The sequence below is a fragment of the Gordonia sp. C13 genome, assembly GCF_023218005.1.
Classification (GTDB): domain Bacteria; phylum Actinomycetota; class Actinomycetes; order Mycobacteriales; family Mycobacteriaceae; genus Gordonia; species Gordonia namibiensis.
This window is the reverse complement of sequence record NZ_JALPSY010000028.1, coordinates 40,882-63,647: the sequence shown is the minus strand read 5'-3', so window position 1 is coordinate 63,647 and position 22,766 is coordinate 40,882. Positions and strand designations below refer to the sequence as shown.

23 protein-coding genes are annotated in these 22,766 nt (G+C 68.9%); 15 read left to right on the top strand and 8 right to left on the bottom strand.

Going from position 1 to position 22,766, the window contains the following annotated elements; all coding sequences use genetic code 11:
* Positions 1–4: 4 nt before the first annotated feature.
* Complete coding sequence (locus M1L58_RS19170) at positions 5–1,147, bottom strand: alpha/beta fold hydrolase (RefSeq protein WP_006865999.1); 1,143 nt, start codon at positions 1,145–1,147, stop codon at positions 5–7.
* The gene (gene alr / locus M1L58_RS19165; protein ID WP_248660097.1) at positions 1,144–2,301 is read right to left on the bottom strand and encodes an alanine racemase; all 1,158 of its coding nucleotides are present in this window, start codon (positions 2,299–2,301) and stop codon (positions 1,144–1,146) included. The genes M1L58_RS19170 and alr overlap by 4 nt, the downstream gene beginning before the upstream one ends.
* A 93-nt stretch (positions 2,302–2,394) precedes the next feature.
* Here alr and M1L58_RS19160 point away from each other — a divergent pair, with 93 nt between their 5' ends.
* From M1L58_RS19160 to M1L58_RS19100, 13 genes are all read left to right on the top strand, one after another.
* Positions 2,395–3,402, top strand: a complete 1,008-nt coding sequence (locus tag M1L58_RS19160; protein ID WP_308221827.1) for a PaaX family transcriptional regulator — start codon at positions 2,395–2,397, stop codon at positions 3,400–3,402.
* Positions 3,399–4,334 carry an alpha/beta hydrolase gene (locus M1L58_RS19155; protein ID WP_248660095.1) on the top strand — a complete coding sequence of 312 codons (936 nt, stop codon included), beginning with the start codon at positions 3,399–3,401 and terminating at the stop codon, positions 4,332–4,334. Before M1L58_RS19160 ends, M1L58_RS19155 begins: the two co-directional genes overlap by 4 nt.
* Positions 4,335–4,480: 146 nt before the next feature.
* Positions 4,481–5,407 carry a transporter substrate-binding domain-containing protein gene (locus M1L58_RS19150; RefSeq protein ID WP_248660094.1) on the top strand — a complete coding sequence of 309 codons (927 nt, stop codon included), beginning with the start codon at positions 4,481–4,483 and terminating at the stop codon, positions 5,405–5,407.
* Positions 5,408–5,427: 20 nt separating this feature from the next.
* Entirely contained in the window at positions 5,428–6,309 is an 882-nt protein-coding gene (locus M1L58_RS19145; RefSeq protein ID WP_204717697.1) for an amino acid ABC transporter permease, read from the top strand.
* Between the two features lie 53 nt (positions 6,310–6,362).
* Positions 6,363–7,121, top strand: a complete 759-nt coding sequence (locus M1L58_RS19140) for an amino acid ABC transporter ATP-binding protein (protein WP_248660104.1) — start codon at positions 6,363–6,365, stop codon at positions 7,119–7,121.
* Entirely contained in the window at positions 7,118–7,834 is a 717-nt protein-coding gene (locus M1L58_RS19135) for an SDR family NAD(P)-dependent oxidoreductase (protein ID WP_248660093.1), read from the top strand. Before M1L58_RS19140 ends, M1L58_RS19135 begins: the two co-directional genes overlap by 4 nt.
* A 35-nt stretch (positions 7,835–7,869) precedes the next feature.
* A complete protein-coding gene (locus M1L58_RS19130; RefSeq protein WP_248660092.1) occupies positions 7,870–9,132 on the top strand; it encodes a hypothetical protein in 1,263 nt (420 codons plus the stop codon).
* Positions 9,129–9,458, top strand: a complete 330-nt coding sequence (locus M1L58_RS19125) for a hypothetical protein (protein WP_204717694.1) — start codon at positions 9,129–9,131, stop codon at positions 9,456–9,458. The genes M1L58_RS19130 and M1L58_RS19125 overlap by 4 nt, the downstream gene beginning before the upstream one ends.
* Complete coding sequence (locus M1L58_RS19120; protein ID WP_204717693.1) at positions 9,455–9,757, top strand: TIGR04076 family protein; 303 nt, start codon at positions 9,455–9,457, stop codon at positions 9,755–9,757. The genes M1L58_RS19125 and M1L58_RS19120 overlap by 4 nt, the downstream gene beginning before the upstream one ends.
* The gene (locus tag M1L58_RS19115; RefSeq protein WP_248660091.1) at positions 9,754–10,767 is read left to right on the top strand and encodes an LLM class flavin-dependent oxidoreductase; all 1,014 of its coding nucleotides are present in this window, start codon (positions 9,754–9,756) and stop codon (positions 10,765–10,767) included. Before M1L58_RS19120 ends, M1L58_RS19115 begins: the two co-directional genes overlap by 4 nt.
* 51 nt (positions 10,768–10,818) lie before the next feature.
* Positions 10,819–11,979: a histidinol-phosphate transaminase gene (hisC, locus tag M1L58_RS19110; protein ID WP_248660090.1), complete on the top strand. Its 1,161-nt coding sequence runs from the start codon at positions 10,819–10,821 to the stop codon at positions 11,977–11,979.
* 2 nt (positions 11,980–11,981) lie between these two features.
* Positions 11,982–12,812, top strand: coding sequence for a class II aldolase/adducin family protein (locus M1L58_RS19105; protein WP_248660089.1), 831 nt, complete (start codon positions 11,982–11,984; stop codon positions 12,810–12,812).
* On the top strand, positions 12,812–13,771 hold the full coding sequence (locus M1L58_RS19100) for an NAD(P)-dependent oxidoreductase (protein WP_248660088.1): 960 nt from the start codon (positions 12,812–12,814) through the stop codon (positions 13,769–13,771). The genes M1L58_RS19105 and M1L58_RS19100 overlap by 1 nt, the downstream gene beginning before the upstream one ends.
* Positions 13,772–13,796: 25 nt before the next feature.
* Here M1L58_RS19100 and M1L58_RS19095 read toward each other — a convergent pair whose 3' ends face one another.
* The 6 genes from M1L58_RS19095 to M1L58_RS19070 all read right to left on the bottom strand — a co-directional run bounded on the left by M1L58_RS19095 (position 13,797) and on the right by M1L58_RS19070 (position 19,825).
* Positions 13,797–15,221, bottom strand: coding sequence for an NAD(P)H-hydrate dehydratase (locus tag M1L58_RS19095; RefSeq protein WP_248660087.1), 1,425 nt, complete (start codon positions 15,219–15,221; stop codon positions 13,797–13,799).
* A 12-nt stretch (positions 15,222–15,233) separates the two neighbouring features.
* Positions 15,234–17,096: a glutamine--fructose-6-phosphate transaminase (isomerizing) gene (glmS, locus tag M1L58_RS19090; RefSeq protein ID WP_154882773.1), complete on the bottom strand. Its 1,863-nt coding sequence runs from the start codon at positions 17,094–17,096 to the stop codon at positions 15,234–15,236.
* Between the two features lie 75 nt (positions 17,097–17,171).
* The gene (locus M1L58_RS19085; protein WP_248660086.1) at positions 17,172–18,161 is read right to left on the bottom strand and encodes a dienelactone hydrolase family protein; all 990 of its coding nucleotides are present in this window, start codon (positions 18,159–18,161) and stop codon (positions 17,172–17,174) included.
* Positions 18,162–18,171: 10 nt separating this feature from the next.
* Positions 18,172–18,432, bottom strand: coding sequence for a hypothetical protein (locus tag M1L58_RS19080; protein WP_154882771.1), 261 nt, complete (start codon positions 18,430–18,432; stop codon positions 18,172–18,174).
* Complete coding sequence (locus M1L58_RS19075) at positions 18,429–19,466, bottom strand: hypothetical protein (RefSeq protein ID WP_248660085.1); 1,038 nt, start codon at positions 19,464–19,466, stop codon at positions 18,429–18,431. The genes M1L58_RS19080 and M1L58_RS19075 overlap by 4 nt, the downstream gene beginning before the upstream one ends.
* Positions 19,463–19,825: a hypothetical protein gene (locus tag M1L58_RS19070; RefSeq protein ID WP_248660084.1), complete on the bottom strand. Its 363-nt coding sequence runs from the start codon at positions 19,823–19,825 to the stop codon at positions 19,463–19,465. The genes M1L58_RS19075 and M1L58_RS19070 overlap by 4 nt, the downstream gene beginning before the upstream one ends.
* Positions 19,826–20,084: 259 nt before the next feature.
* Here M1L58_RS19070 and M1L58_RS19065 point away from each other — a divergent pair, with 259 nt between their 5' ends.
* The gene (locus tag M1L58_RS19065) at positions 20,085–21,119 is read left to right on the top strand and encodes an LLM class flavin-dependent oxidoreductase (RefSeq protein WP_248660083.1); all 1,035 of its coding nucleotides are present in this window, start codon (positions 20,085–20,087) and stop codon (positions 21,117–21,119) included.
* Entirely contained in the window at positions 21,116–22,762 is a 1,647-nt protein-coding gene (locus M1L58_RS19060; protein WP_248660082.1) for a long-chain-fatty-acid--CoA ligase, read from the top strand. The genes M1L58_RS19065 and M1L58_RS19060 overlap by 4 nt, the downstream gene beginning before the upstream one ends.
* Positions 22,763–22,766 lie beyond the last annotated feature (4 nt).

The window sequence follows — 22,766 nt, the reverse complement described above, 5'->3', positions numbered from 1 at the left end:
GGGCTCATGCCTTCGCCCGCCTCTTCCACCAGCGTCGACGAGGGGCCGGCAGGGCGACCCGGGCGCGGTCCACCAGATCGACGATCGCGTCGCTGACCAATCGTGGTTCCTCCATCTGGACCATGTGTCCGGCTCCCTTGACCACCACGAGACGGGAGTCCGGTCCGAGCTGGGCGAACATGCGCACCGAGTTCGGCAGGGGTGTCAGCCGGTCCTTGTCGCCGCAGACCACGGTCGTGGGCACCTGCGCCAGCACCGGCAGAGCCGTCGACTCGTCGTGGATCTCCAAGGCGTGCAGGAAGTTCACGATGGTCTCGATCGGCGTGGACTGGATCATCTTCTCCACGGCGCTACCGAGCGCCGGGCTGAAGAACGCCGGACCGAAGCTGGCCGCGACGAGCACCGGTTCGAGGGCCTGACGGGTCAAACCGCGGCCCGCCTGGACCAGGCGCGGTGCTCGGCGAACACTCAGCCGGAAGGCGTCGACCACCGGATTGCCAAGGCCCTCACCGAGTCCCGCTTCGGTCAGCCCCCGAGAGGCGGTCGCGACGAGACCGACCCCGGCAACCGGCCCGGTGGACGAGAACAGCGCCGGGTGCCGGCGCGCCAGACCCATCACCGTCATGCCGCCCATCGAATGACCCACGACCACAACGGGCCCGCTGGTCACCGTCGAGCGGATGACCGCCGCGGCGTCGTCGGCGAGCTGCGCGATGGTACAGGTCTCCACCGGCGCGGGATCGCTCTCGCCATGGCCGCGGTGGTCGTAGAAGACGAAGCGGTAGTTGCGGTCTGCCCACTCCTCGCCAAGCTGCTCGCACTGGAAGTGCCAGCTCGCGAGCCGCAGGCTGAACCCGTGCACGAAGACGATGGTGAGCTCGGGCGGAGTGCCGTTCGGGACGTCACCGAGGTCGATGGTCCGGACCGCGAGATCGAGGCCGTCGTCGGTGGTCACGGTTCGCGCGTTCTCGTCGTACATCGTGGTGAGATCGATGTCGGCGTGCGGATCGGTCTTGCCGACCACGCTCTTGCGCGCGAGGTTGCGCGCCGCACCGATCGCCGCCATGCCGCCCAGTGCGGCGACACCGGCCACCCCGGCCAGCAGCCCGACGCGTTCGGAATCGTCCACCACACTCACCCCGCTCACTCGTCGACCACCGCCTCATCGCGGGCCGCGCCCGCGTGCAGGTAGCGCCGAACCACACGGTTGCCGACCTGGGAGACGATCTCGTAGTCGATTGTGCCGATGGCGTCGGCCCAATCCTTGGCCGTGATGCCGCCGCGGGCACCGGTGCCGAAGAGTTCGACCTCCTCGCCTTCCCGCACCCCGGCCCCGTCGGGTCCGAGGTCGATGACGAACTGGTCCATGCAGATTCGGCCGATACCGTCGAACAGGCGGTCGCCGATGCGCACCCGGATACGACCCGACAGCAGTCGCGGCACTCCGTCGGCGTAGCCGGCGGGGACTACCGCGACGACGGTGTCGTGCGGTGCGATCCAGGTGTGGCTGTAGGAGACGCCGGTGCCGGCGGCGACCTTCTTGACCAGGGCGACCCGTGCCGTCAGCGTCATGGCCGGGATGAGTCCGAAGTCGCCGAGTTCGGGGACCGGCGTACGGCCGTAGAGTGCGATCCCGGGCCGAACCATGTCGCGCGCCAGGTCCGGACGGGTCAGTGCCGCAGGCGAGTTCGCCATGTGCATGATCTCGGGTGCGGCGCCGAGGCGGGCCAGGTCGGCGGCCGCGGCGTCGAGTCGGGCGGCCTGTTCGCTGTTGAGCGGATGGTCGGGTTCGTCGCCGCGGGCGAGGTGGCACATCACCGCACGGACGGTGACCGCGCCCTCGGCGTGCGCCTTCGCGATCTTCTCGGCGAAGTCGTCCCATTCGTCGGTGGCGACCCCGCTGCGGTTGAGGCCGGTGTCGACCTTGGCCGTGACGCGCGCGGTGACTCCGGCGGCCCGGGCGGCGGCGACCACCGCGTCGAGCTGCCTGGCCGAGGACAGGGCGATGTCGATGTGGTCGGCGACCGCGCCCTCGAAGTCCGCACCCGGGGCGTGCAGCCATGCGGTGATCGGGGCGTCGACACCGGCGGCGCGCAGTGCGCGGGCCTCGGCGATGTGCGCGACGCCCAGCTCGGCGGCCCCCGCGGCCAGCACGGCCTTGGCGACCGGTACGGCGCCGTGGCCGTACGCGTCGGCCTTCACGACCGCCATCACGGCAGCATTCGAGGCGGTACGCAAGACGTCGAGGTTGTGCGCGATGGCGCCGAGGTCGACGGTCGCGGTCAGAGCAGGGGAAGTCATCGTCGTTCATTGTCCCAGATCGCCGGGTCCGGCTCGTCACGGCGGCCCGCGGCATGAGGTGCGCGTCGTTCTACGGACCTGATCGCAACCCGCATGGCCCTGGTCGACCCGTCACGACGCGTCGGCCTCGACGTCAACAGATCGCGAAACGCAGCCGTTACATTTCGTAAACAAGACGACCGTCACACGGGTGATATGTTCTCGTCTTCAGCTCGAAGGGGAGACACGATGGAAAAAATAGTCGATGAGTTCGATTCCCGGCCCGGGAGCGCGACATCGCTGCTCAGGACCATATTGGGAGTCACCGTCGGCCGTGGCCCCGCCTGGCTGTCGACGTCGAACATCGTCACTCTCATGGATGCGGTCGGCGTTGCGGACAAGCCTGCGCGCACCGCACTCGCACGACTCAAGGCCAAGGGCCACCTGGTCGCACAGATCGATCCCACTCCCGGGTACGTGGCATCCGAACGCGCCGGCCGGGTGTTCGCCCGCGACATCCTGCGTTATGTCCGCCCGCGCCTGATGACCGACTCCGACCCCTGGTGCCTGATCTCCTTCTCGGTTCCCGAGCAGGACCGGGGTCTGCGTCATCAGCTACGCCGCCGCCTCACCTGGATGGGATGCGGGAGTGTCGCCAACGGACTGTGGATCTGTCCGGCATATATGGACGACGAGGTACACGAGATGGTCGCCGAGCTCGGCCTGACCGGGCAGGTGACCACCTTCATCGTCAGTGAGATCCACGGCGAGACCGAACCGAAAGTGGCCGTGAGCAGGTGGTGGGACTTCGAACTCGCCCGGGTACTCCACGATCACTTCCTGCGTGCGCACGCCGAAGCCATGGCGGCCTACGCGACATCACCAGACCCCCGGACCGCCTTCCGCGGCTGGACCAGGGCACTCGACCTCTGGCGACCCATCACCTACGTCGATCCGGCGCTGCCGTCGTCGTTGATGTCGGCCGACTGGCCGGGCACGGTCAGCATCCCCAGGTTCTCGGAACTCGGCGACACACTCGAACGGCCCGCGGGCCGGTTCATCGAGGAGGTCACCGGCCGGCGTTCGGCGCTGTCCGCCTACCGCGAGGGACTGCCCCGATGATCGGGCCGATCGTGATGTTCGACGGTGCACAGTTCCGGCGTTCGCCAGGCCATTGGCAGATCGTGCTCGCCCAGCTCCTCTGCGATGACGGGTTCGACGTGTCCTATCCCCTGCTACCCGACCTCGACGCTCCGGACGCGGACGAGTGGTGCCGGACCTTTCGCCGACACCTCAGCCCCGACGCCATCGTGGTCGCGCATGGCCTCTCGGCAGCCTGGTGGACGCGACTCGCCGCCGATGGCGGTCCCATCCCGGCCTCGCTCCGCGTCCTCCTGGTCGCCCCGCCCGGCCCCGGCAGACGGCCCGACCTCACACGGGACCTCGACCCGGCGCTCCTGCGATCACTGTCGGTCGAACCACCCGTCATCGTCGTCGCACAGGATGACCCGTGGCGCAACCAACATCCACTCGACCTCCCGGAGGATTCCGGGGTTCGCGTGATCACCCTTCCCACCGGAGGACACCTCAACGAGGCATCCCGACTGGGCGCGTGGGCACCGGCCCATCACTGGGTTCTCACCGGCCAGTGGCCCGACCCGCCGGATGACGCCCCCGCACCGATGCGAACACCCATCACCAACGCTGCGGATCCACCGGACCTCGCGGACGCACTCGTCCGGCGACATCGACCACACGGGCGGCGTCTCGGGATCGCCGTCACGCCGGCGGTGTCCGCAAGTCTGGTCGAGCAGGTCGCCGCAACACTGACCGACGCCGGGGTCACACCGGCCCGCAGGCTCGCATTGATTCCGTTGCCTCCGACCCGAGAATCAGTGGACGCCAACGAGATCAAATACTTCCTCGACCGTTACGGCCACGAGTACACCACGATCATCTGCACCGATGCCGAGGTCCCCGACGCCGCACCCCTGCACGATCCGCTGACCGCCGTAGGCTGCCACCTGATCCGGGTCCCGGCCACCACCGACTGACGGCATGTCACGTTCGTGACGGCAAGTACAAACATGAAATGTACTTGTAACGGCAAGCCAATCCCCCGGTCATTACCGAACGGCAGACTTCTCTGAAATCGACTCTCCCGTCTGGGAAATCACACCCACAGAAACGGAACAGCCTCATGCCCTCCCGACCGTTTGCGAAGCTCACGACCTCTGTCACCGGAGCCTGCGTCGCCGTCACGCTTGCCGTCTCCCTCGGCGCCTGCTCGACCGGAACCACGTCGGAACCAACCGGAACGGGCACCCCGGCCAGCGGGCTGCCCGAACAGATCGCAGCCAGCGGCGCCCTCGAGCTCGGCGCCGAATGGTCGACGCCGCCGATCATCGGTGTCGATCCGTCGAACACCTCTCAACCCGTCGGAATCGCTCCCGACCTGGCTGCGGCGATCGGCACCGATCTCGGAGTGACACCGAGGTGGCGCAACATGCAGTGGCCCGCGCAGCTCCCCGGCCTGCAATCGGGCGCCGTCGACGCGCTGTTCGGCCAGATCTCCGACACCCGCGAGCGCGAGGCCGGCGAGTTCGACCTGGTGCCATTCATCAAAACGACCGAGTCGCTGCTGATGTCGAGCGACACCGCCGCCGGCATCACCTCACTGGCCGACATGTGCGGCAAGACCGTCGGCGCTCCAGTCGGCGGGGTGCAGGTGACCAGCGTTCGGGCGGTCAGCGACGAACGATGCGGTTCCGACCCCATCAAGATCTCCGAATTCCAAGGTGGCGCCGCGGCTGTCAACGCCGTGCGTTCCGGTGCCATCTCCGCGTGGCTGGACACCACTCCCAGCCAGATGAGCGCTGTCGCCGCCGATCCCGATCTGACCTCCGTCGTGGTCCCCGACGAGGAGATCGAACCGATCTACACGGCGATAGCGGTATCCAAGAAGAATGGATCGCTGGCCACCGCACTCGCCGAGTCGCTCCGTCGCCTCAGCGAAAACGGCACCTACGCAGAGATTCTCGCCGACAACGGCGCCACCGAATCTGCGGTGACCACTGACGAGATCACGGTCAATCCCCTGACCGGCACCCCCGCCGGCACCAAGTGATCCCGGAAATCGAGTAGCCGATGTCGAACTCAGTTGCACTGAATCCCCCAGACGTGACCCGGACCGCGGGCCATGTCGACGTCAACAGCCTGCAGGTGGTCCCGGTCAGGCACTGGGGCCGCATGATCAGCGCGGCCGTCCTGATCGCGATCGTGGCGTACTGCGCCTACGGCTTCGCGGTCAACCCGAACATCGAGTGGTCGGTGGTCGGCGACTTCCTGCTGGACGGAGGTGTTCTCCGAGGACTGTTGATGACCCTCGAGATGACAGTCCTCGGTGTCGGCATCGCCGTGATCCTGGCCGTGGTGATCGGCGTCATGCGGATCTCCGACAGCAAGATCCTCTCCGGATTCGCCTCGATCTGGATCTTCTTCTTCCGAGGCATCCCGTTGGTGGTGCTGCTGATCTTCGTCGGCAACCTGGGATTGTTCATCGAGACGATCAGCATCGCCAACCCCTTCGGTTCCGAACCGTTGGTCTCCTTTCAGGTACAGCAGGTGATCACTCCGTTCGTGGCCTCGGTGATCGCGCTGGCGCTGACCGGCTCGGGCTACATGGCCGAGATCGTCCGCGCAGGACTGCTGTCCGTCGGAGTGGGTCAGCATGAGGCGGCAAAAGCCCTCGGCGTGGACGGCACACTGACGTTGCGATACATCGTCCTCCCCCAAGCCCTGCGGATCATCATCCCGCCGCTGGGAAACGAACTGATCGGGGGCCTCAAGGCCTCCGCGATCGTGTCGGTGATCGCCGGCGGTGACCTCATGACCGCAGTCCTCGGCATCTCCGGTGTCAACTTTCGCACCATCGAGATGCTGATCGTCGCAACCATCTGGTACCTGCTGGTGATCGTCCTTCTCTCGATCGGCCAGCACTTTCTCGAGCGAAGGGCAACCACCAGATGACCACGGCATCCGATACCCACTCCAGCGCGATCGGTCTCAGGACCGACGACCCGATGATCCATATCTCCGGATTACGCAAGTCGTATGGCGCCATCGAGGTCCTCCGGGGAATCGACCTCGACATCGGCACCGGTGAGACGGTCTGCATCATCGGACCGTCGGGCTCCGGGAAGAGCACGCTACTACGGACGATGAACCACCTCGAGGACATCTCAGCCGGCTCGATCACCGTCGGCGGCGACCTGGTGGGTTACCGACTCAAGCGGGGAAAGCTCTACGAGCTCCGCGAATCCGAGGCCTGCCGTCGTCGCCTGGAGATCGGGATGGTGTTCCAGCACTTCAACCTCTTCCCGCACATGACCGCCCTGGAGAACGTCGCCTTCGCACCGATCAGGGTGAAACGTGAATCGCCGGACGCCGCGCGGGAATACGCAACCCGACTGCTGGCCCGAGTCGGACTGGCCGACAAGGAGGACTCCTACCCGTCGCAACTGTCCGGTGGCCAGCAGCAGCGCGTCGCGATCGCCCGCGCACTCGCCATGCGGCCCAAGGTGATGCTGTTCGACGAGCCCACCAGCGCACTCGACCCCGAGCTCGTCGGCGAGGTGCTGTCGGTGATCAAGCACCTGGCCCGTGGCGGTGGGATCACCATGGTGGTGGTGACCCACGAGATGGGCTTCGCCCGCGAGGTCAGCGACCGAGTGGTCTTCATGGACGCCGGCAACATCGTGGAGGTCGGCCCGCCGGCACAGGTTTTCGACTCCCCCACCCATGACCGCACCCGCACCTTCCTGTCCGCGGTGCTCCGATGACCACACCTGTCGCGCTCGTCGCCGGGGCAACCGGACCACTCGGTCGGGCGGTCGTCAAGGTCCTGTCCGACAACGGCATGCATGTGGGTGCTCTCAGTCGCTCTGGCGACCTCCCGAGTGGTGCCGAGTGGGCGGCGGCCTGCGACATCACCGACGCAGCAGCCGTCGACGTCGCGATCACCGACCTCGAGGCCGGTCTCGGGCCGGTGGAGGTGCTCATCAACGCGGCCCACCCGCCCGCGCATGGGGAGACCCGGATCGCCGAGCTCGCTGCCGACGAACTCGCCACCCAGTTCGGTGCGGTGACCGGACACATCGCGCTGTGTGCGCGGGTCATACCTGGGATGCGATCCGCCGGCCGGGGACGAATCGTCTATCTGGCCGGGGCACTGATGGCCCGGCCGATACCCGGGCACGGCGCCTACGGAGCGGCGAAGGCGGCCGCGGCAACCCTCACCCGCTTCCTCGCGGCCGAGGAGGGGCGAGCGGGTATCACCGCGAACATCGTCGCCCCGGGGCGGGTCGTCGACCCCGCCGACCCGATCGACACCGACCCTGGATGGGTTGCCGCGGCCGACGACCTGGTCACTCGAATGTCGTTGTCCGACTTTCCCACACCCCACGACGTCGCGACCACGGTCCTGTCCCTGGTGACCAATGCCGCCGTCACCGCTCAGACGATATGGGTCACCGGCGGCGAGCCGATCGCCTGACTGATCCACCACCCCAACATGATTCGAGGTAGACCATGACAATCACCGACACCGCCGCCGGTCAGGACTCCACCCTGGCGGGAACGGACACCCTCATCCCGGAGTTGCTTCCCCTCGATTCGGCCGACGCCGTGGCCACCAACGCCCGGCGGCTGCTCGGCCTGGTTGCCGACGAAGCCGACGAGATGGAGCAGATCGCTCGCCTGACCCCCCGCCTCGCCACCGCGTTCCGCCGCGCCGGGCTGTTCCAGATGGCCTTCCCTGCCTTTCGCGGTGGCCTCGAGATGAGTCTGCGCCGCCAACTCGATGTGGTCGCCGACGTGGCCACCGTGGACGCGTCGGCTGCCTGGAACGTCGCCGTCCTCAACGCGACCGGCTTCTACGCCGCCCGCCTCGACGACGAGGCTTATGCCGAGCTGTATCCCACCCGCGACATGCCGACCAGCGGTTCCTTCCATCCGCGTGGTCGGGCACAACTGGTGCCCGGTGGATACCTGGTGAGCGGCCGCTGGGACTGGGGTAGCGGCAGCTACACCGCCGAACACGTGATCGGCAGCGCGAACGTCTTCGACGGCGACCAACCTGTGATCGGCCCCAGCGGCACCCAACTCCACCTCGGAATCTGGCTCCCGCGCGAGGCGGTCACGGCGTCGGACAACTGGCAGGTACTCGGGGTCCGCGGCTCGGGGAGCACCTCATATGTGATCACCGAACCGGCCTTCGTCCCCGCTTCGCACTCCTTCGACCGCGACGCCCGGTACGACCAGACCAAGGACCCGCTCAACCGCAGCGTTCACCTGAGCCACTTCGCCCTCACCGGCGTGGCCCTCGGCGTGGCGCGCCACCTGGTCGAGATCACCGCCGACATCATCTCGGCACGCGGTGTCGCGCATCTCGACGCCGCCATGCTCCAGCGTTTCGGGGAGGCCGTCACCGAGGTCGACTTCGCCTACGCCGGCAGCCGCACCGTCGCCGACATCACCGACGACATCATCTTCTCCGACAACGTCCTCACACCCGCTGCGCAGGCCAGGATGACCGCCGTCAACGCGTTCGCCGGGCTGGCCCTGCGCCGTGTCGTCGACATCACCACGGATCTGGCGCGAGCAGGCTTCATCCGCGACGTCGATCCGATGCAACGCGTGCTCCGGGACGCCTACGGCGCTCTGTCACACGCGGGTACCCGCCGCGACCACCTGGGTGCGCTGGCCCGCGCCGGATTGTCCAGCGGAGGTGTGGACACCTCCGGGGCGGCGCCGGTCGAACGGGCCCGCGAGCTCTTCGCCGAACGCGCATGAGCACCGACTCCGGCTCGCCGGCCATGGTCGGCCCGACACCTCGGGTGCGCGTGCAGATCGACCGGGCCGATGCGCCGCGGTGCGGCGCCCGGGTCGGCGACTACGTCGTCATCGACGAGACCGGGATGTCCACGAACGGGAAGCCGTTCTGCCCCAACGCTCTGGCGGCAGTCCTGCCATGTCTCGGTACCCGTCAGATGCCGCTTCCCGCCGACGACTGGCTCTTGCGCAAGCCCTACTTCTTGTGCCCGCACGTCGAGGAGAACGTGGTGATCACCCTGATGCCCGAGATGGAGGGGTCCGGCACGACCGGCGCCGCGTCATGAGTGTCACCGTGCGCTGCACCGTCGAGTCGATGAACTACTCGGCCTGCGGACTGGAGGTGGGTGATCACTTCGACCTGTCCGCCACCGGCGTGGTCGTTCCCGAGGGGAAGAAGTTCTGTTACTTCGCGATCGCCAATGTCCTGCCCGTGGTGCTCGGGCGCCTCGATGGGGCCGGAGCCGACGACTACCTGAGCTCGTCTCCGTTGCTCGCCTGCCCGGATGCACCCGAAGCCGTACGGATGCGCGTGCGTGTTCTCGACGAATCCGCCACCCCGACAATCGAAAGGACTGCCGGATGACCGGTCTCGTTTTCAGCGCCCGCATCGGATCCCACACCGGCGTGGCCGATGTGGTGACCAAGGCCGAGCTCGCCGAGGAGGCCGGGTTCGACCAGGTGTGGACCGGCAACGACTTCCTCGGCGAACCGGGCCTGGTGAGTCTGGCGGCTATCGCACTCCGCACCAGTCGGATTCGTTTCGGATGCGCGGTGGTCGACCCTGTCACCGTCCATCCCGGACAGATCGCGTTGTACGCCTCCGGACTCCAGGAACTGTCGGGTGGCCGGTTCATCGTGGGAGTGGGAGCCGGTTCGGACGTGTTCTACGCCAAGGCGGGCATCACCCCGCCGACCGGGCCGGTGGCCCGGACCCGCGATGCGGTCGTCGCCATCAAGGAGCTCTCAGCCGGACGCAGCCCGGCCGGGGTCACCGGCGCCGCATCCGGTTGGACCGGTCTCGCGGTTCCGCGGTACGCCAGGGAGGTCGAGGTCTATGTCGGCGCGATGGGCCCGCAGATGCTGCGCGTCGCCGGTCGCCATGCCGACGGCGCGCTCCCGCTCTGCCTGCCGCCGCGCCACGTGTTCTCGGCGATGGCCGAGATCGCAACCGGGGCCGCCGACAACGGCCGTGACCTCGCCCACCTCGACATCGCCGCCTGCGTGTGGGCGGCGATCGCTGATGATCCTGCCGAGGCCCGACACGCGATGGCCCACCAGATCGCGCTCTATTCCGGTTCCCTACCGGCATCGGTCCTCGCCCGGCACGGTTTCGATCCCGACGAGTTCGCCACCACCCAGCGATTGCTCGACACCGACGGCATCGGCGCGGCAACCGCATCGGTGACCGACGCGATGCTCGGACTCGGCATCGTCGGAGGCGTGCACGACGTGGTCGACCAGTGCGCGCAGCTGATCGACGCCGGCGCGCGGCACATCTCCTTCGGCCCACCGATCGGAGCCGACCCTTATCAGGCCCTGAAGCTCATCGGTACCCAGGTGCTTCCCGCCCTGCGCCGCCTCGCCGACGCCTGAACCCGACCCACTGTCCGAAATACCTAGTACGCAACGAAATACGGTGAAACCATGACCACCCTTCACGTCCGGTCGAGCATCAGCGCCATGCCGCCCTACGTGGCCGGCAAGGCACCGGCTGCCATACCCGGTGTCGCACGATACAAGCTGTCGTCCAACGAGAACCCGTACCCTCCCCTACCCGGCGTGGTCGAGGCCGTCGACCGCGCGACCCGCGACTCCAACCGATACCCGGACATGGGCAACGCGGAGCTGTACGCGGCCTTGGCCGACAGCCTGGGAGTCGCAGCCGCGAATCTCGCCGTGGCAACCGGTTCCACCGCAATCATCTACGACCTGATCTCGAGTGTCTGCGAACCCGGAGACAACGTCGTCTACCCGTGGCCGAGTTTCGAGGCATATCCCATCGCCGTGCTCGCCGGCAACGCACGGTCCGAACAGGTACCACTGACTTCCGGCGGACACCACGACCTCGCGGCCATGGCGTCCCGCATCGACGACCGCACCCGCGCCGTGATCCTCTGCACGCCGAACAATCCGACCGGGGCGTCGTTGACCCACACCGAGGTGCTCGATTTCCTCGACTCGGTTCCCGAGCACGTCCTGGTGATCCTGGACGAGGCCTACGCCGAGTTCGTGCGGATGGACGACCCGCTCGACGGGATGGCAATCGCCAAGTGCCGCACCAATGTCGCTGTGGCGAGGACTTTCTCGAAGGCCTACGGTCTCGCCGGTCTGCGGGTGGGTTACGCCTGTGCACCGGCCGAGATCGCTGCGGCCCTGCGTGCGGTCGCCATCCCGTTCGGGGTCAGTCTGCCGGCCCAGGCGGCAGCCGTGGCCTCGCTGCAGCTGCGCACCGAACTGCTCGCGCGCGTGGAGGATCTCGTCGTCGAGAGGCGTCGGGTCGTGCGCGGTCTCACCGAAATCGGGTGGGACGTGGGTGATCCACAGGGCAACTTCGTCTGGCTCACCTTCCCCGATGCCGAGGACGCCGCGAGCTTTGTCGCAGAGGCCGGCGAGATCGGCCTGTCCGTCCGTCCCCTGGCAGGCACCGGGGTGCGGGTCTCGATCGGCGAGACCGAGGCCAACACGCGCCTGCTCGAACTCGCCGCGCGCACAAGACACTTCGAGACCGCACCCCCCAAGACCACACCGGCCGCCACCCAGACCATGCTGGCCACACCACCCACCCTGACCACACCCAAGGAGTGATCATGTCCCTCGACACAGACACCACCGCCACCGGCACCGGCACCGTCCCCGACGCTCAGCCCAGCGGAATCCCGCTGCGGCAGCCCTCCACGTCGTTAATCGAGGAACGCCGTCGTCGCAAGATCGCGTTGGTCGGCGGTTACCGGCTGCTGTCGCGATTCGGGATGGACGAAGGAGTCGCCGGCCACATCACGGCCCGGGATCCCGAACTGACGGACCACTTCTGGACCGCGCGCTGGGGCGCCTACTTCGGTTCGGTCCGCCCGGACGACCTCGTCCTGGTCGACAGCGACGGAAACATCGTCGAGGGTTCCGGTCCACTCAACGGGGCCGCCTTCGCGATCCACGCCGCGATCCACGATAGTCGCCCCGAGGTGGTCGGCGCGGTGCACGCACACGGCCTGTACGGCAAGGCGTTCTCCGCGACGGGCCGCGAGCTGGGCCCGATGACCCAGGACTCGTGCGCGTTCTACCGGGACCACATCCTCTATCCGAACTATGACGGCGTGGTGTTCGCGGCCGAGGAGGGTCGCCGCATCGCGGCAGCGCTCGGCCGGCGCAAGGCGGCGATCCTCGCCAACCACGGGCACCTCACGGTCGGCACAACCGTCGAGTCGGCGGTGTGGTGGTTCATCACGATGGAACGGTCTATGCAAGCCGAGTTGATCGCGCTGGCCGCGGGAACGCCGACCATGCTCGACCACGACACCGCAGTCGCCACCGGCGCCACTGTCGGTGGTGAGGCGGTCGGATGGTTCCAGTATCAGTCGATCATTCCGCGAATCTGCCGGGAACAGTCCGACTTCGCCGAGATGTGGGGAACGGGGGTCTGATGAGTCTCCGGGTTCTGCTGTTGCCACCCAACCCGTCCGCGGCGCTCCTCGAGGCGGTCGCACCGAAGGGAATCGACGTCGAGGTGACTCGTCTGTTCGAGCACACCCCCGACGCCCTGCGAGCCGCACTGCCGAACTGCGACATCATCGTCGGCGACTGGTCAGGGCAGTTGCGGCTCGGCGACACCGAGGCGGCGCTCGCCCGGGACGCCGCTCTCGTTCAGCAACCGACTGCCGGTGTGGAGACCATCGACCTCGACGCATGGGCACGACGTGGTGTCCCGGTCGCCAACATCGGCCCGGCCAATTCGTGGTCGGTCACCGAGTGGTGCCTGGGTGCCACGATGAATCTGCTGCGGTCCTACCGGTGGGCCGACGCCGAGGTCCGCAACGGCAGGTGGCCGCAGTTGGACATCCTCGAACACGCGCGCCCGCGCGAGCTCCGCGGCAGTCGGGTGGGCGTTGTCGGCGCCGGCCAGGTCGGTTCGCGACTCTGCGGGATGTACTCGGCCCTCGGATGCGATGTGTCGTACTGGTCTCCACGCTCGCGGATCGCCGAAGCTGCGTGGAGGTCTCTGCCGGAGTTGCTCTCCACGAGTGACCTGGTGATCATCGCGATCGCCCGGACACCGGACACCCTGGGACTCGTCGACCGCGCCGCGGTGGCCGCGCTCCCGGTCGATGCCATCCTGATCGATGTCAGCCGAGGCGGCATCGTCGACCAGGAGGCCGTTCTGGGACGGGTCCGCGACCGCACGATGGCCGGTGCGGCCCTCGACGTCTTCGGCACGGAACCTCCGCAGCTCGATCCGCAGGTGATCGCCGAGCAGAACGTCCTGTTCAGTCCGCATGTCGCGGGGGTCACCGGCAATTCGGTTGCGGCGCAGGTCGGAACAGTCCGGGACAACATCGTTGCCGTAGCCACCGGGAAGCCGCTGGTGCACGTGCTCAACCGGTGAGCGGGCACACCCGGACGGCGAACCGTCAGCGGTTCCGGAGCACCCGGATCGCCGGGCGCAGCGCAGCGAGCAGCGCGGAAGCTCCGATCGGAGCCCCCCGGCTCGCGAGCAGCGCGGCGTGCGCGTGGACGCGAGCTGCCCAGGCGCCCGCCTCCTGAGGGGATCTGCCGGCCGCGAGCAGCGAACCGGCGATGCCGGCCAGCACGTCACCGGCGCCGGCGGTCGCGGCCCACGACGACCCGGCATCATTGCCGACGACTCGTCCCACCGGGTCTGCGACCAGCGTGATCCGGCCCTTCAGGAGAACCGTGACACCCCATCGGGAAGCGAGGTCGGCGACCGCGGTCAGCCGATCCGCCCCGACCTCACGCCCGGTCAGCCGCGCGAACTCGCCCGCGTGCGGGGTCAGGAGCGTCGGCGCCGTCCGACCGGCGACGAGGTCGGGATCGTTCGACACGATGGTCAGCGCATCCGCGTCGACGAGGACCGGGAGGTCGGAGTCGAGGACGGTCCGCAGAGTCGCCGTCGCTGCGGCGTCGGTCCCCATGCCCGGGCCGACCGCCCAGGCCTGGACGCGGCCGGCATCGGCGAGGTCGGGAGCGGCGACCACCTCGGGGAAGTGGGACACCACCTCGGCGTGGGCCGACCCGACGTATCGCGTCATGCCGGAGGTCGCGGTCGCCGCGGCACCGGCGGACAGGATCGCGGCCCCCGGGTAACGGTGCGAGCCGGCGATGACCCCGACCACGCCCTGGGTGTACTTGTCGTCGTAGGGACCCGGTGCGGGCCAGTCGATCTCGTCGTCGGAATACGAGATGAGTTGTCGCGCATCCGGTTCGGTGGGATCACCGATGCCGATGTCGACGACGGTCACGCGGCCGCACTGCGGCGCCGCGAGAAGATGCGCACGCCGGGGGAAGCCGAAGGTGACGGTGACGTCGGCGCGGACCGCCGGGGTGTGGACCTCGCCCGTGTCGGCGTCCACCCCGGACGGCAGATCGACTGCGACGATGGTGGTCTCGGGATCGAGGCCGGCGAAGACCGTCGCGGCCGCGGGGCGCAGCGGCCCCCTGCCGCCGATGCCCACGACCCCGTCGATGACCGCGTCGAGCCCGCCGGGCAAAGCGTCGTCGACCCGACCGCCGGCCGCCCGGAACGCCCGCAGTCCGGCGGGGTGTGCCTTCTCGGGGGCGAGCAGCACTGCATGCGCGGCGACTCCGCGACGGGCCAGTTCGGCGGCGGCGAAGAGCGCGTCGCCACCGTTGTCGCCGGCGCCGACGACGACACCCACCGACCGGCCGTAGCAGCCGCCGGCCCGGTTCAGTTCCGCTGCGACGGCCTGCGCGACGCCGTGCGCGGCGCGGCGCATCAGCGTCCCGCTGGCGAGCAGATCTCCCGACGCCCGCTCGGCGTCGCGGACCTCGTCGGCGGTCAGGTACCGGGTCGGCATGTGTGGCCGGATCTACTCGACGGTCACTGACTTGGCCAGGTTGCGCGGCTTGTCGACGTCGTAGCCGCGGGCCTGGGCGACGCTGGCGGCGAACACCTGCAGCGGCACCGTGGAGACCAGCGGCTGCAGGAGCGTCGGCGTCTTCGGGATCGGGATGAACTCGTCGGCGACCGCGCGCGCGGCGGCGTCGTCGGCTTCGGCGATGACGATGGTGCGCGCACCGCGGGCCTGGATCTCGCGGATGTTGCTGACCATCTTCGAATGCAGCACCGCGCGACCGTCCGGGGACGGCATCACGGTGATGACCGGCAGGCCGTCCTCGATGAGGGCGATGGGGCCGTGCTTGAGCTCACCGGCCGCGAAGCCCTCGGCGTGCATGTACGCGAGCTCCTTGAGCTTCAGCGCACCTTCGAGCGCCACCGGATAGCCGACATGGCGGCCGATGAACAGCACGGTGTTGTGGTGGGACAGCGACCGGGCGAGGTCGCGGACCGGCTCCATGGTCCCGAGGACCTCGGCGACCGAATCGGCCATGGCCTCGATGGCGGCGAACTCGCGGGCCACCTCGTCGGCGTACTTCGTGCCGCGGGCCTGCGCGAGCGCCAGCCCGACCAGGTAGGCCGCGACGATCTGCGCGAGGAAGCACTTGGTCGACGCGACGCCGATCTCCGGACCGGCGTGGGTGTAGAGCACGGCGTCGGATTCGCGCGGGATCTGCGCACCGTTGGTGTTGCAGATCGCCAGCACGCGGGCCTTCTGGTCCTTGGCGTGCCGGACGGCTTCGAGCGTGTCGGCGGTCTCGCCCGACTGGGAGATCGCCACGACCAGTGTCGACCGGTCGAGGACGGGGTCGCGGTAGCGGAACTCGCTGGCCAGCTCGATCTCGACGGGAAGGCGCGTCCAGTGCTCGATCGCGTACTTCGCCAGCAGGCCGGCGTGGTAGGCCGTGCCACAGGCGACGACGAAGACCTTGTCGACGTCGCGCAGATCGTCGTCGGTCAACCGCTGCTCGTCGAGCACGATGCGCCCGTTCTGCAGATGACCGAGCAGGGTGTCGGCGATCGCGCGCGGCTGCTCGGCGATCTCCTTCAGCATGAAGAAGTCGTAGCCGCCCTTCTCGGCCGCGGCGAGGTCCCAGTCGATGTGGAAGGGCTTGCCCGCGCGCTCGTTCCGGTCGAAGTCGGTGATCGTGTAGGTGTCGGCGGTGATGACGACGACCTCGTCCTGACCCAGCTCGACGGCTTCGCGGGTGTGCTCGATGAACGCGGTCACGTCGGAACCGACGAACATCTCGCCCTGGCCGACACCCACCACGAGCGGCGTGGACCGGCGGGCGGCGACGATGGTGTCGGGGTGGTCGGCGTGGGTGAACACGAGGGTGAACGCACCCTCGAGTCGCTGCAGTGCCGCATACGCACTGGAGACGAAGTCACCGGCGGTGGGACCGAAGGCGTAGTACTTGGAGACCAGGTGGACGGCGGTCTCGGTGTCGGTCTCCGACCCGAACTCGACGCCGTCCTCTTCCAGCTCGGCCCGCAGCTCCGCGTAGTTCTCGATGATGCCGTTGTGGACGACCGCGATCTTGCCGTCGTCGCTGGCATGCGGATGCGCGTTGCGGTCGGTCGGCTTGCCGTGCGTGGCCCACCGCGTGTGGCCGATGCCCGTGGTCCCCGACAACGACTCGCGGCCGACGGTCGCGATCTGCTTCTCCAGGTTCTCCATCCGGAGAGCCTTCTTCTGGATCGCGGTGTTACCGGCGCCGTCGAGGATGGCGACGCCCGCCGAGTCGTACCCGCGGTACTCCATCCGTCGCAAAGCCTCGACGACGATGTCCAGGGCATCGCGCCGCCCCACGTATCCGACGATTCCACACATAGCTAGTCAGCGTACCTGCGTGCGGTGAGAACGACGCGCCCGCGCGGTGGGAACGACGCGCCACCGTGCGGGGCGTCACTCCAGGGTCTTGGGGACCACGACGTTCGGTGCTGCGGCGGGTACCGGAGACGCCGCTCGACGACGCTTGCGCTCCTTGGCGCCGAGCAGTTTGGCGATGCGGTCCTGGACTTCCGGCGGGTCGTCGAGGTCGACGGCCGGGACCTTGCCGAGGACGGTGTCGGCGTCGGAGAACGCCTGGTACTCGGTGTCCTGCGTGAGCGTGTACAGCAGGAAACCGGTGGTCAGGGCGCGCACGGCGGTGTGCGTCTTCTTGTCCGCGCCGTTGCTCCCCCACAGCGCACCGATCGTCCGGTGTTCGAGGAGGCCGCGCGACGTCGCGCCGGGCGGGGTGCGCAGAACTGCGCGGTGCTCGTCGTCGGGGGCGTGGTCGGCGCCATACGCCTGCGCGAGCGGGAGTGCGTTGCCGTCGATCGTGTCGAGTTCGCCGATCGAGGAGACGATGAGACCGGGCGCACGGACACTGCGCGCAGCGGGCAGGAGTCCGACGGTGGTCGGCGCCGGGAACAGCGCGGCCACTCCCCGGACCTCCGGCTGCGGCTGACCGTGCAGGACGCCCTCCGACGCGGCGATGACAGCGGCGGACGCCCCGAACCCGTGGCCGGCGAAACCCACCTTGGCCGGGTCGACGGTGATCTCGCCGAATCCCAGCCGGACCCGGGTCACGATCGACAGCGCCGAGCGCAGCTGCGCGGCCATCGCGTCGTCGGAGACGAGTACGCCCCGCTGGTCGGCCGGCACCGCGACCACGATGCCCCAGGAGGCCAGATGCTTGCACAGGTCGCGGTAGCGACTCGGCGACGACAGCCAGCCGTGCCCGAAGGCGATGGCGGGCAGCCTTTCCCCGTCGGCGGGGGTGAACACCTCACCGCGTGTACCGACGATCCCGAGGTCGCCGCGCAGGACTCGGTGCGGTCCACGACGGCCGAGCGCGGCCATCAGCTTCGCGGGCGGCTGCGATGGTTTCGAACGCTTCTTGCCTGGCACAACAGACAGCCTATGCGTTCGGTGGCGGCAGATGCGGACTGGCGTCGGCCTTGTCGGCGGGCAGCATGATCCCGGGCAGTGCGTCGGCGGCGTCGGCCTCGTGCTCGAGCTCGGCGCGCAACCGTTCGGTCTCCGATTGCTCGGCGGTGCGCCGGTGTTCGGCCATCGACCGGTCGAGATCGCGCTGAGCAGCGGAGAAACGGTGCGAGGCGTCGGCGACCTCGGCGGTGGCCGAACGCGCGAGGGCCTCGATCTGGTCGGCGAGGCTCACTGGTCACCGGCCAGGGCCAGGTCACCCGCGGACCGCTCGGGCGTCGTATCGGTGTCGGGATCGGTCGATGGTGTGCTGCCCTCGCGGGTGTCGGCGACGACGTGGGTCGGCGTCGGGGCTCCCCCGCCGGGACCGGCCGCCGGCCTCCCCTCGACGGCACCGGCCGCTTCCATCCCCGGAACACTCTGTGCGACTTCGGGTTCCACGGCCGGTGCACCACTCAGCCGGAACGGGATGTCCTGCTCCTCATGCTGCTCCCCGGACTCCCGCGCCGCGCGCACCGTCTCGGTCGGCGCGATCGGCGGCTCGGCCGGAACCGGTTGGGGACGGACCGATTCGACCGGCTGCGCCCCAGGCGGGGTGACGACGCCGGCCCCGGGCTCCCCGGTCTCGATCTCGACGGGGTAGGGGTCGTCGTCGATCCCGTCGAGGGACCGGTTGAGGATGTCGAGGATTGCGGTGATCCCGCGCAACGTGGCGTCGACCGAGGTGGTGAACAGCTCGACCCGTGACCGGATGTCCTCGACCGCGACGTCGAGCGGGACACGTCCGGTCACCACCGCCTGAGGTAGCTCGGCGGGTGGTGTTCCCGCAGCGCTCGGTGCCGACAGCCGGGCGACCGCCAGGTAGAAGGTACGGAGCAACCGGTCGATCCCCGATGCGGCCGCCGAGGTGGCGTCGGTGATCGTGTGCAACAGGTAGAGGTCGGATTCCGCACGCCGCTGATGGTCGACGGCCGCGTCGATCGCGAGTGACGCGGACCTGCCGTGCCAGCCGTCGAGCCGCACCCGCTGTTCGGGCAGGTGGTGCAGCTGTTCGGCGACGGCCCGGTGAGCCGAGACCAGAACGCGGCTGTCCGCCGACAGCGCGGTGATGTCGAAGTCGTCCACCGCCCGGAGGCCGGCCCGGACCGAGGCGTCGTCGGGGACGGGTACGCCCATCAGCCGCCCGGCCGCCAGCAGCCCGGTGAGTGCGGCGGCGCCGTCCTGCGCACCTGCCCGCAGCGCAGTCAGGGAGCTCTCGTCCCGCCTCATCTCGGAGCCGCCTCGGCTGCCGGTGTCGCATGCGAGATCTCGCCAGCAGCGTGCGCATCGCCGTCGGCCATGCCGATCGCGGAGTCGCGCAGGTTGCGTGCGAGCACGGCCGCGGCCCGGGACTGCGACCGGAGACGAGCGGACAGTGAGGCACTCAGCTCGGCGTAGGTTGCGGCGGATGGTCCAAGCGACGCCGCCGCGTCGGGGCCGGCACCGGCGCGCGCCCACCGGCCGAAGTCGTGCGCGGCGAGGTCGTCGGCGACGGCGTCGAGGACCAGCGACGAACGCCGGTAGTAGGCCGCGACCGCGGACACCTGTTCGACATCCATCGCGATGCGGTTCGGCTCGATGCCGCCCAATGCTCACCCCCGTCCATCCCCTGCCCCCGATCCTCCCGGTCGCGGACGATGCGGTGATCGTACCCATCCCGGGTGCCGCCGTCCGGCCCGGCGACCTGCCTACTTGGACGCGCACGGGCCGCCCCCGGTTCCATCCGTCTCAGACGTGCAACGAGGGTCCTTGGGATTTCCGACAACGACCGGCTTCTCGGTACCTTCCCGTCGTCACATTCTTGATCGAGAGTGACACCGACCACACCGTCGGTGAAAGGACCATGCAATGAGCACGTCGGACGTCAACTTCGGACTCTGGTACGACTTCCGCAATCCGCCCGGGAAGTCGCGCGGTTTCGGCGACTTCTACCGCGCGACGCTCGACCAGATCACCTGGGCGGAGTCGATCGGGATCGACTCGGTCTGGCTGACCGAGCACCACTTCATGGAGGACGGCTACACCCCCTCGCCGTTCCTGCTCGCCTCCGCGATCGGCGACCGGACGACGACGATGAAGATCGGCACCAACCTCGTCGTCTCGCCGCTGCACAACCCGATCCGACTCGCCGAGGACTCGGCCACGCTGTCCCTGCTGACCGGCGGGCGCTTCTCACTCGGCGTCGGACAGGGATATTGGGAACCGGAATTCGAGGCCTTCGACCGGCGTCTGATCAACCGCCCGAGCCTGCTCGAGGAAGGTGTGGAGATCGTGCGCCGCTGCTGGTCCGGGTCGGCCGAACCGTTCGACGGCAAACGACTGCGCAAGCCCGCCCTGCCCGTCACGCCCACCCCCGAGACGACTCCCGATCTCCTGGTCGGTGCGATGGCCGACCCGGCGATCGAGCGGGCCGCCCGCATCGGCGACGGCTTCCTCAGCACCCAGAACGCCCACCACGCGGCGTACCTGGATGCGCTCGAACGACTCGGCCGGTCCCGTGACGAGGGCCGGATCTTCGCCGGGCAGTGGACGATCATCGCCGACGATCCCGACCGCGAGTGGTCGCGCATCGGCACCCATGCGCTCTACCAGATCAACAAGTACATCGAGATGGGTGCGTTCGGCCCCATCCCGCAGTTCACCGATCCCGGCCAGCTCGTCGACGCCGGCTCGTTCACCCTGTGGGATCCGGCCACCGCGGTCGACGAGCTCACCGCGCTGCTGACCGCCACCCCGCAGATCGAGGACGTGCACTTCTGGGCGCAGCTGCCCGGTGAGTCGATCGACAGCGGCAGCACTCGCATCGAACTGCTCGCCGGCAAGGTCGTTCCCGAGGTCCGTGCGCGGCTGGCCGCGCGATCGTCGGTGGAGGTCCCTGCATGAACCACCCTCCGTCGGCGCACACGCTGCTGATCACCGACTTCCTGTACCGGGCACGGGACATGTTCGGCGAGAAGGAGATCGTCGATCACGTCGACGGTGCCGAGGCTTTCCGGTACACGTATCGGGACTATGCCGACCGGGTCCTGCGGCTCGCCTCGGCCCTCGTCGCGAGCGGTGTACGGCCGGGCGACCGCGTCGGGACGCTGGCCTGGAACCACCGACGGCACCTGGAGTTGTACCTCGCGGTCCCCCTCGCCGGAGCCGTGCTGCACACGATCAACCTCCGGCTCTCCCCCGACGAGATCGCCTACATCGTCGACCACGCCGACGATGCGATGATCTTCGCCGACCCCTCGCTGGACCACCTGCTCTCCGTCGCGCGCGAACGGCGTCCGGACATGCCGGTGATCCCGATCGACGGCGACGACGAGAGCGTCTCGGCGGGAACGACTCTGGACTCGATGGTCGCCTCGGCGGAACCGATTGCGGCACCGGTCGCCCGCGCGGATGACGATCTGGCCGTGCTCTGCTACACGTCGGGTACGACGGGGGCGCCGAAGGGCGTTGGATATTCCCACAAGTCCCTGTATCTGCACACGATGGCCGCCTGCCTGGCCGACGGACATGCGATCTCCGAACGCGACCGCGCCCTGCTGGTGGTCCCGATGTTCCACGCCAACGCGTGGGGAGTCCCGTTCGCGGCGCTGATGTCCGGGGCGTCGCAGATCCTGCCCGGGCCGCATCCCACACCCGCGCAGATCGCCGGCATCATCGCCGCCGAGCGGGTGACCTACACCGGGATGGTGCCGACGGTGGCGGTCGACCTGCTCGCCCATGCGCAGGCCGCGGGGACCGACCTGAGCAGCCTCCGCGCGCTGGTCCTGGGCGGTTCGACGCCGGCCCTGGGCCTCATCCGCGACCTCGAGGCACTCGGCATCCCGGTGTTCCAGGGCTGGGGCATGACCGAGATCTCGCCGATGGCGACGTTCTCCCGTCCCCCGGCATCCACCGACGACGATCCGGAACGCCGCTGGGCGTACATCCGGAAACAGGGGCGGCTCCTCCCGGGGCTGCAGTGGAAACTCGTCGACGACGACGGCCGGATCATGCCTCACGACGGGATCAGCCGCGGGGAGATCCTGATCCGCGGCCCCTGGGTCGCCACCGGTTACTACGGTGCCGATCATCCGGACAAGTTCGACGACGGCTGGTTGCGCACGGGCGACATCGGCGTCATCGACGAACACGGCTACCTCACGATCGTCGATCGCACCAAGGACCTCATCAAGAGCGGCGGCGAGTGGATCAGCTCCGTCGCGCTGGAGGAGGCCCTGATCGAGCACCCGGCCGTCCACGAAGCTGCGGTGGTCTCCGTTCCGCATCCGCGCTGGCAGGAACGTCCCGTCGCCTACGTGGTCGGCGACGACCGCCTCGACGTGGACGTGGTGAAGGCCGAGCTGGCCGAGCGTGTCCCGCGCTGGTGGGTGCCCGAATTGATCGTCGCCGTCGACGCCCTCCCGCGGACCAGCGTCGGAAAACTCGACAAACGACGACTCCGCGAGCAGGCGGCCGGGACGCCCGACTTGTGGGAACCCACAACCGCCGCGGATTCTCCCGTTCCCGTGACGCACGCCGATTCCTAACGTC

Bases quoted from the DNA above. Each gene is read 5' to 3' on its own strand.
- alr (WP_248660097.1), bottom strand. From the start codon at position 2,301: ATGACTTCCCCTGCTCTGACCGCGACCGTCGACCTCGGCGCCATCGCG.
- M1L58_RS19160 (WP_308221827.1), top strand. From the start codon at position 2,395: ATGGCCCTGGTCGACCCGTCACGACGCGTCGGCCTCGACGTCAACAGA.
- M1L58_RS19155 (WP_248660095.1), top strand. From the start codon at position 3,399: ATGATCGGGCCGATCGTGATGTTCGACGGTGCACAGTTCCGGCGTTCG.
- M1L58_RS19150 (WP_248660094.1), top strand. From the start codon at position 4,481: ATGCCCTCCCGACCGTTTGCGAAGCTCACGACCTCTGTCACCGGAGCC.
- M1L58_RS19145 (WP_204717697.1), top strand. From the start codon at position 5,428: ATGTCGAACTCAGTTGCACTGAATCCCCCAGACGTGACCCGGACCGCG.
- M1L58_RS19140 (WP_248660104.1), top strand. From the start codon at position 6,363: ATGATCCATATCTCCGGATTACGCAAGTCGTATGGCGCCATCGAGGTC.
- M1L58_RS19135 (WP_248660093.1), top strand. From the start codon at position 7,118: ATGACCACACCTGTCGCGCTCGTCGCCGGGGCAACCGGACCACTCGGT.
- M1L58_RS19130 (WP_248660092.1), top strand. From the start codon at position 7,870: ATGACAATCACCGACACCGCCGCCGGTCAGGACTCCACCCTGGCGGGA.
- M1L58_RS19125 (WP_204717694.1), top strand. From the start codon at position 9,129: ATGAGCACCGACTCCGGCTCGCCGGCCATGGTCGGCCCGACACCTCGG.
- M1L58_RS19120 (WP_204717693.1), top strand. From the start codon at position 9,455: ATGAGTGTCACCGTGCGCTGCACCGTCGAGTCGATGAACTACTCGGCC.
- M1L58_RS19115 (WP_248660091.1), top strand. From the start codon at position 9,754: ATGACCGGTCTCGTTTTCAGCGCCCGCATCGGATCCCACACCGGCGTG.
- hisC (WP_248660090.1), top strand. From the start codon at position 10,819: ATGACCACCCTTCACGTCCGGTCGAGCATCAGCGCCATGCCGCCCTAC.
- M1L58_RS19105 (WP_248660089.1), top strand. From the start codon at position 11,982: ATGTCCCTCGACACAGACACCACCGCCACCGGCACCGGCACCGTCCCC.
- M1L58_RS19100 (WP_248660088.1), top strand. From the start codon at position 12,812: ATGAGTCTCCGGGTTCTGCTGTTGCCACCCAACCCGTCCGCGGCGCTC.
- M1L58_RS19095 (WP_248660087.1), bottom strand. From the start codon at position 15,221: ATGCCGACCCGGTACCTGACCGCCGACGAGGTCCGCGACGCCGAGCGG.
- glmS (WP_154882773.1), bottom strand. From the start codon at position 17,096: ATGTGTGGAATCGTCGGATACGTGGGGCGGCGCGATGCCCTGGACATC.
- M1L58_RS19075 (WP_248660085.1), bottom strand. From the start codon at position 19,466: ATGAGGCGGGACGAGAGCTCCCTGACTGCGCTGCGGGCAGGTGCGCAG.
- M1L58_RS19065 (WP_248660083.1), top strand. From the start codon at position 20,085: ATGAGCACGTCGGACGTCAACTTCGGACTCTGGTACGACTTCCGCAAT.
- M1L58_RS19060 (WP_248660082.1), top strand. From the start codon at position 21,116: ATGAACCACCCTCCGTCGGCGCACACGCTGCTGATCACCGACTTCCTG.